Annotated in this window: 5 protein-coding genes; 2 read left to right on the top strand and 3 right to left on the bottom strand. The window is 68.1% G+C overall.

The features are described from left to right. Positions 1-236 precede the first annotated feature (236 nt). Positions 237-1,439, bottom strand: coding sequence for a DUF4785 domain-containing protein (locus RCF13_RS03380; protein ID WP_061480470.1), 1,203 nt, complete (start codon positions 1,437-1,439; stop codon positions 237-239). 11 nt (positions 1,440-1,450) lie between these two features. Then, a complete protein-coding gene (locus RCF13_RS03375; protein WP_134969334.1) occupies positions 1,451-2,329 on the bottom strand; it encodes a hypothetical protein in 879 nt (292 codons plus the stop codon). 263 nt (positions 2,330-2,592) lie between these two features. On the opposite strand from RCF13_RS03375, the gene RCF13_RS03370 reads away from it, so the two are divergent. Then, entirely contained in the window at positions 2,593-3,432 is an 840-nt protein-coding gene (locus RCF13_RS03370; RefSeq protein ID WP_134969335.1) for a phosphatase PAP2 family protein, read from the top strand. A gap of 131 nt (positions 3,433-3,563) precedes the next feature. On the opposite strand, the gene RCF13_RS03365 is transcribed toward RCF13_RS03370, so the two are convergent. Beyond that, the gene (locus tag RCF13_RS03365; protein WP_061480457.1) at positions 3,564-5,834 is read right to left on the bottom strand and encodes a TonB-dependent receptor; all 2,271 of its coding nucleotides are present in this window, start codon (positions 5,832-5,834) and stop codon (positions 3,564-3,566) included. A 160-nt stretch (positions 5,835-5,994) separates the two neighbouring features. Here RCF13_RS03365 and RCF13_RS03360 point away from each other — a divergent pair, with 160 nt between their 5' ends. Further along, positions 5,995-7,011, top strand: a complete 1,017-nt coding sequence (locus RCF13_RS03360) for a TIGR00266 family protein (protein ID WP_061480458.1) — start codon at positions 5,995-5,997, stop codon at positions 7,009-7,011. Positions 7,012-7,144: the final 133 nt, after the last annotated feature.

Below are 7,144 nucleotides of genomic sequence, written 5' to 3'. Positions count from 1 at the left end.
TCGAGTCGCGCGCGCTGGCGTTGCGGTTCTGAGCACGACGGTGGCGGGCCGGGATATCCGGCCCGCTGCATTGCATACTTTAGAGCCGAGCCCGCGCGGAGGTGGGTGGTTTGGTGTTTGTCCGGCCGGTGGTTGGGGGGGTGTCCACCAACCCCCAACCCCACCCCCCGCCCCCGGCCTCGCATCTACAGGATGCAATGCAGCGGGCCGGATATCCCGGCCCGCCACCGTCGTGCTCAGAACCGCAACGCCAGCGCGCGCGACTCGATCGGTGCCATCCGGCTCTGGTCCTGCAGCTGCAGGTCGCGCAGCTCGTACGGTGCGCCAAAACCGGCCGGCAACGCGGCCTGGCCGAACGGCAGCACCAGCTGGCCGGCGCCTGGGCCATCGAACCACGCGGCTGCATGTGCCTGCGCGACCGGCTTCATCCGGCCATCGCGGGCCGTGGCATACAGCGTGCCGCGTGCCTCGTAGCGGCCTGCCGCAGCCACCTGCAGCGGCAGCGCCACCTGGCGGCTGGACGGGTCCGGTGCTGCCTGGCCGCTGAAACGCGCGGTCGGCCGTGCCACCGCGAAGGCCACCTTGCCATCGCGCAGCACGCCATCGGCCTGGGCGAACACCTGCAGCTCCCACAGCCCCTGCACGGTGCCGACGTCGGTCGGGATCCGCACCTGCGCGCGCAGGCTGCCATCGGTGGTGCGCAGCAGACGCTGCGGCCAACTGCGGCCATCCGGTGCGACCAGCAGGGCTTCACCCCCCAGGCCGCCACGACGCGATGCCAGCTGCGCGGTGGTGGCGCCGTCTTCCAGCAGGCGTGCCTGCAGCTGCACGTTGCCACCGGCCAGCACCTGCGCCTGGTTGGCCTGCACCTCCAGCCGCAGCGGGCTGTTCGGCTCCAGCACCTGCACCACATAGCGGCCCTGCGCCTGCGTGCTCTGCAGGGTGTACGCACCGGCGGCACTGGTCGCGCCGGTGCGCAGCATGCTGCTGCCATCACTCACCGGCATGCCGGCATCCTGCAGCGCGCGCGCATCGACACTGCGGGCCACGCTGCTGCGGCCAGCCGGGTCGCGCACCTGCAGGGTGTTGGCCGGCAGCGCGCGGGCTCCTGCGGCCGGACTCAGCTGGATCACCGCATCCGGCGCCGTCAGCGGCAGGTCCAGGCCGCGCTGCAGCTGCGTGCCATCGACCTGCTGCCAGTAACTGCGGCTGACCGAGGCATATGGCGTGGCCGCCTGCAGCGGCTGTGCCGGGTCCAGCGCCCAGGCAAACGACAACGGCGCGTGTTCGCTTTCATCGGCAGGCAGCGGCGCGGCCACCAATGCGGCAGGCACCTGGTCGCCCGCGCGGGCCGCCTGCAGAGGCTGCGCGGCCTGCGCGGCGGAAAGGGACAGTACTGCCAGCACCGCACTGGCCAGCAGGGTGGAATGGGTCGTCATGGTCATCTCCCTCACTGGGTCAGGTCGTTGCGCAGCAGGGTGCCGAGGCCGAAGCACTCGCGCCGGCTCTGGTTGTGGCTGAGCGGTTCTGCGCCCTGGGTGCGCGCTTTGTCGGTGAACCAGGTGGTGCCGGCCGCCTTCTGGCTGCTGCACTCCAGGAAGCCATCGGAGCAGGACGACAACCAGTTCTGGGTGAACTCCAGGCCGACGTTGGCGGCATAGCCACCGCAGTAGCTGTTGCTGTCCCACACCGCCGATTCCACGTCACTGCCGACCACCGCGCGGAACGGCTTGGGCAGCGCCGGGCGACCGGCCGTGCCGTACAGGTTCTGCGCGTTGTAGGTGGCCATGCTGGCCACCTGCTGCTGGCGTACCGCGTCGTTCTTGTAGCCCAGCAGCCAGCCCAGCGAGGTTTCGAAGGTATTGCCGTTGAGCACCGCATCGGCCAGTGGCGTGCCCGCCGAAGACGGTGCCAGTGCGTTGACCTTGCGCACCGTGCGGATGATCTTCGGATAGCGGCTGTCGTAGGTCGGATTGGACAGGATCCAGCGCATCACGTTGCCGCCGTTGGAGTGGGTGATCACCACCAGCTGGGTGATGCCACGGCTGTCGATGAAGCTGGTCAGCTGGTTGGCCAGGCAGCCGGCCGCTTCCGGTTTCCACATGTACTGGGTGAAGTCACAGTTGATGACGACGTAGTTGCTGCTGTTGGGCAGGCCCTGGCGCACGGTGTCGATGATCGCCGGCTGCCAGTAGTCCTGGGTGGCATTGGTCTGCGCGCCGGTGCCATGCACGAAGGCCACGCCGACCACATCGGCGGCCTGCGCCGGGGCGGTTGCCAGCCCGAGGAGCAGGGCCAGGACGGTACTTCCTGTTGCGGTGCTGCGCATCGCTTCTCTCCCTCTGTCTTCGGATCCCCCCGACCCGGCTGGAACTGGACGGCATCTCGACCACCGTTGTGTCGATGCTCGCGGTGCAGGCGCGTGAAAGTCCGTGCGCTGCGCCCGGATTCAGCAGACTGGCACGCTTCGATGACGTTCTTCCTTCATCTCCTGTGATGACCATGCCGGGTCTGGCCGTATGACCGATGGCCACTGCGGTGCCGCATACGGGCTGCGATCATGACGCGGTGTTTTTCCTCCGGAGCCCGTCCATGTCGCTGATTTCCCACCCCGCCCGCCCGCTGCTCGGCCTCGCCGTTGCCGTGGCCCTGGCCGGCTGTGCTGCCACGGCCACCAAACCGACCGCCGTCGAAGCCAACATCACCACCAAGGCCGTGGGCTATCTGGACAAGAGCGCTGTTCCGGCCAGCCTCGATCTGGTGCCGGCACCGCCGGTGGCCGGTTCGGCCGCCCTCGCCCTGGACGAACAGGTCAGCCGTGAAGCCCGCGCGCTGCGTGGCAGCCCGCGCTTCGCCCAGGCCGGCGTCGATGCGGAACTCGGCTTCCCCGAAGGTGCAAACCACTTCTCCTGCGCCGCCGACATCGACGTCGATGCGGTGAAGACTCCGGCGCTGTATCGACTGCTGGAGCGCAGCCGGATCGACGCCAGCGCCGCCACCAAGGCGGCCAAGAACCACTACCAGCGCCCGCGCCCGTTCATGGTCAACGGTGAGCCGACCTGCTCGCCGAAGGACGAGGACGGCCTGCGCAGGAATGGTTCCTACCCGTCCGGCCACACTTCGATCGGTTGGGCCTGGGCACTGATCCTGTCGGAGATCGCGCCGGACCGCGCCGATGCCATCCAGGCCCGCGGCCGCAACTACGGCGAGAGCCGCCTGGTGTGCAACGTGCACTGGCAGAGCGACATCCTCGAAGGCCGCTTCATGGGCGCCGCCGCCGTGGCCCGCCTGCACGACAACGCGGCGTTCAACAAGGACCTGCTGGCCGCACGCAAGGAGATCGAGGCGGCGCGCAAGGCCGGTCGGCACTCCAGCCGCGACTGCGCCACCGAGAATGCGGTGCTGAAGGTGCGCCCGCAGAGCGCGCTGTAAGCCATGCCTCTGTAGAGCCGAGCCATGCTCGGCTCATGGCAGTCGAGCATGGCTCGACTCTACAGAAAGCAGGAAACAGAAGGGCCGGCATTGCGCCGGCCCTTCTTCATTGCACTACCGCAGCCACCGCATCAGAACTTCGCGGTGAACTCCACGCCCCATGTGCGCGGCTCGTTGAGGAAGCCGGTCAGGTTGTTGAAGTCGATCGCACCGACCACGCGGGTCTGGTTGGTCAGGTTGCGGCCGAACACCGCCACGTCGTACTGGCCATAACCCCAGTTGTAGCCCAGGCGCAGGCCGCCTTCCAGCGAACTACGGCCGCGGAATTCCGGCGACTCGTAGATGAAGAAGTTCACCGCACTGCGGTAGGCCCAGTCGGTGTAGGCGTACAGCTCGCTGCCATCGCTGAGCGGGAAGCCCACGCGCAGGGTCGCGTTGTGGATCCACTTCGGCGCCTGCGGCAGCGGGTTGCCGTTCACCAGCGCGTAGGTCTGGCCGTTGATCACCGTGGTCGGGTCGGTGATGGTGCAGCCGCCGCCACAGATCGCCACCGCCAGGTTCTTGTCCTTGATCTCGGTGTCGTTGTAGCTGCTGCCAAAGGTCAGCAGGACGTTGTCGGCCAGGTAGGCCTCCAGGTCCAGCTCGACGCCCTGGCCGATGGTCTTGTCGGCGTTGAGCAGGGTGGCGGTGTTGTTGGAACCGCCCACGGCGATCAGCTGCTGGCCATCGACGTCGTAGCGGAACACGCTCAGGCCCAGGCGCGCGCGGCGCTCGAACAGATCGGCCTTGATGCCGGCCTCGTACGAGATGACCTTCTCCGAATCGGCCTGCGACAGACCCGGCGCAAAGGCCAGGCGGCCCTGGATCGACGGCGCGCGGAAACCCTTGGCCACGCGGGCGTAGGCGTTGATGTCGTCGGTCAGCTTGTAGACGCCGCTCAGGTCCCAGCTGACGTCGTTGACGTCGGTGTTGGCCAGGTACGGGCCACTGACCGGGGTGCCGAACGGAACCGCCTGCAGCACGCTGGCGCTGAAGTCCTTCTTGTCCTGGGTGTAGCGCACGCCGGCACGCAGCTTGAAGCGGTCGGTGACGTCGAAGTCACCCGAAGCGAACACCGCCCAGGCCTTGTTGCGCTGGTTCTGCACCACATGGCCGGTCTGCGGATTACCCGGGGCCAGCGAGTCGTAGTTGAAGTTGTTGATGGTCACGTCTTCATCGAAGTAGAAGACGCCGGCCTGCCAGTCGAAGCGGCCCCACTCGTTGGACTCGACGCGCACTTCCTGCGTCCACTGGCGATGGTGCGGCAGGCCATCAGCCGACTCCGAGGAGAACGGAATCAGGCCCGGGCCGTAGTTGCCGGCCCCGAGGAAGGCCGCACCGTAGCCACCGTCGATGTCACCGCGGTTGAGCGATTCGGCGGTCTCGTAGCCGGTGATCGAGTGCAGGGTCACCGAGCCGAGGTTCCACTGCAGGCGCGCGCTGCCCCCCCAGGTCTCCAGGTCGGAGAAGTTGACGCCGTCGTTGGCCACCTTGTCGCGGTCGAAGTTCTCGACCAGCGAATTGCCACCCTTCTGGATGATGTTGGCGCGGAACAGGCGGGCGGTGCCGTTGAGCTTGCGCTTGTGCAGGTTGAACAGCGCTTCGAAGTCATCGCCTTCGTACAGGAACTGCACGCGGCCGGCGGCTTCGTCGTAGCCTTCGAAGCCACTGTTGGGAGCACCGACACGGGTGTTGTCGACCCAGTCGTCGCGGCGCTGGTAGATCGCCGAGACGCGTGCCGACCAGCGGTCGGTCAGCGGGCCGCCGTAGGCGCCCTGCACGTTCCAGCTGTTGTAGCTGCCATAGCCGACGCGGAGGTAGCCATCGGCATCCTGCGACGGACGCGCCGAGTCGAACTTGACCACGCCGGCCGGCGTGTTGCGGCCGAACAGGGTGCCCTGCGGGCCACGCAGCACTTCCACGTTGGCCAGGTCGAACAGCGGGAAGCCCTTCAGCAGCGGGCTTTCCTGCACGACGTCGTCGTATACCAGCGACACCGGCTGCGAGGCATTGAGATCGAAATCGGTGTTGCCCAGGCCGCGGATGTAGAAGCGCGGGAAGGCACGGCCGTAGGACGACTCGATGTTGAGGCTGGGCACGCGTGCGGCCAGGAAGCGGATGTCATCGCCGGCCGAACCGAGTACATCCAGCTTCTCGCCCTGGATCGCGCTGACTGCGACCGGTACGTCCTTGGCGTTCTCGACACGGCGCTGCGCGGTGACCTGCAGGGTGTCGAGGGCAACCGGATCCTTGGCGGCAGGGGTTTCCTGGGCGGCGGCTGCCAACGGCAGCAGGGCGGAAAGAGCGGCAACGAGAGGGCGCGCGACCAGAGGGCGGCCACGGGAAGTGCGGGTCGGGGACATGGCGGTAGGCTGTGTTTGGAGGGGTGGTAAAACGGCGCTACCAGATAATTGTTGCAATACAGCACCTGCCCCGCAAATGCCGGCCGTTCATGGCCCCGTCGCCCTGCCCCCCGGGGCGCTCGCTAGACTCGGGGTTTTCCAGCGCCGCGGAGCCGCCGCAATGACCCAGTGGTACTTCCATGCCTCGGCCCAGGCCGACCGAATCGGACCGCTCGATGACCCGGCCGCGCGCCGCTACGCGCAGGCCAACCCGCGCGCGCTGGCCTGGTGCCAGGGCATGAGCGGATGGACCTCGATTGCCGAAGTGCCCGAACTGCAATCCGCGGCCCCGGGCATGCCCCACACCCCGCCCCCGGTCCCCGCCGCCGCCAGCGGCCGCGCCGACGACATCGAGTTCCGCATCGTCGGCCATGAAATGCAGTTCGTGGAAATCGAGCTTGATCCCGGCGAGAGCGCCATTGCCGAGGCCGGCGCGTTGATGTTCAAGGACGCCACGGTGCAGATGGATACCGTGTTCGGCGCCGCCAATGGCGACCAGGGCGGCGGCTTCATGGGCAAGGTGATGGCTGCCGGCAAGCGCGTACTGACCGGCGAAAGCCTGTTCGCCACCGTCTACACCCAGAGCGGCCATGGCAAGGGCAAGGTCGCCTTCGCTGCGCCCTACCCCGGCACGGTGCTGGCGATGAAACTGGACCAGCACGGCGGCCGCCTGATCTGCCAGAAGGACAGTTTCCTGGCCGGCGCGCGCGGCGTGCAGATCGGCGTGCAGTTCCAGCGCAAGATCATGACCGGCCTGTTCGGGGGCGAGGGTTTCATCATGCAGAAACTGGAGGGCGACGGCTGGGTGTTCATCCACGCCGGCGGCTGCGTGGTGGAGCGCGAGCTGGCCGCCGGCGAACGCCTGGACGTGGATACCGGCTGCGTGGTGGCCTACCACCCGACGGTGGACATGGACGTGCGTCGGGTGGCCGGCATCAAGAGCATGCTGTTCGGCGGCGAAGGCGTGTTCCTGGCCACGTTGACCGGCCCCGGCAAGGTCTGGCTGCAGTCGCTGCCGTTCTCACGCCTGGCCGGCCGCATGTGGATGGCCGCACCGCAGGGCGGCGGCCAGAACCGCGGCGAAGGCTCGGTGCTGGGCGGCCTGGGCCGGATGCTGGATGGCGATAACCGCTTCTGACCGCCTCCGGTCGTGCCGGCCGCTGGCCGGCAACCTCATGGACCTTGGCACGCATCCCGGTAGTGCCGGCCGCTGGCCGGCAGCCCCATGGACCGTTGCCAGGTTTCCCTATGGTTGCCGGCCAGCGGCCGGC

The organism is Stenotrophomonas maltophilia group sp. RNC7 (assembly GCF_030910085.1).
GTDB lineage: Bacteria > Pseudomonadota > Gammaproteobacteria > Xanthomonadales > Xanthomonadaceae > Stenotrophomonas > Stenotrophomonas sepilia.
Note: the sequence above shows the minus strand (reverse complement) of the source record. Positions and strands in the feature narration are given on the sequence as shown.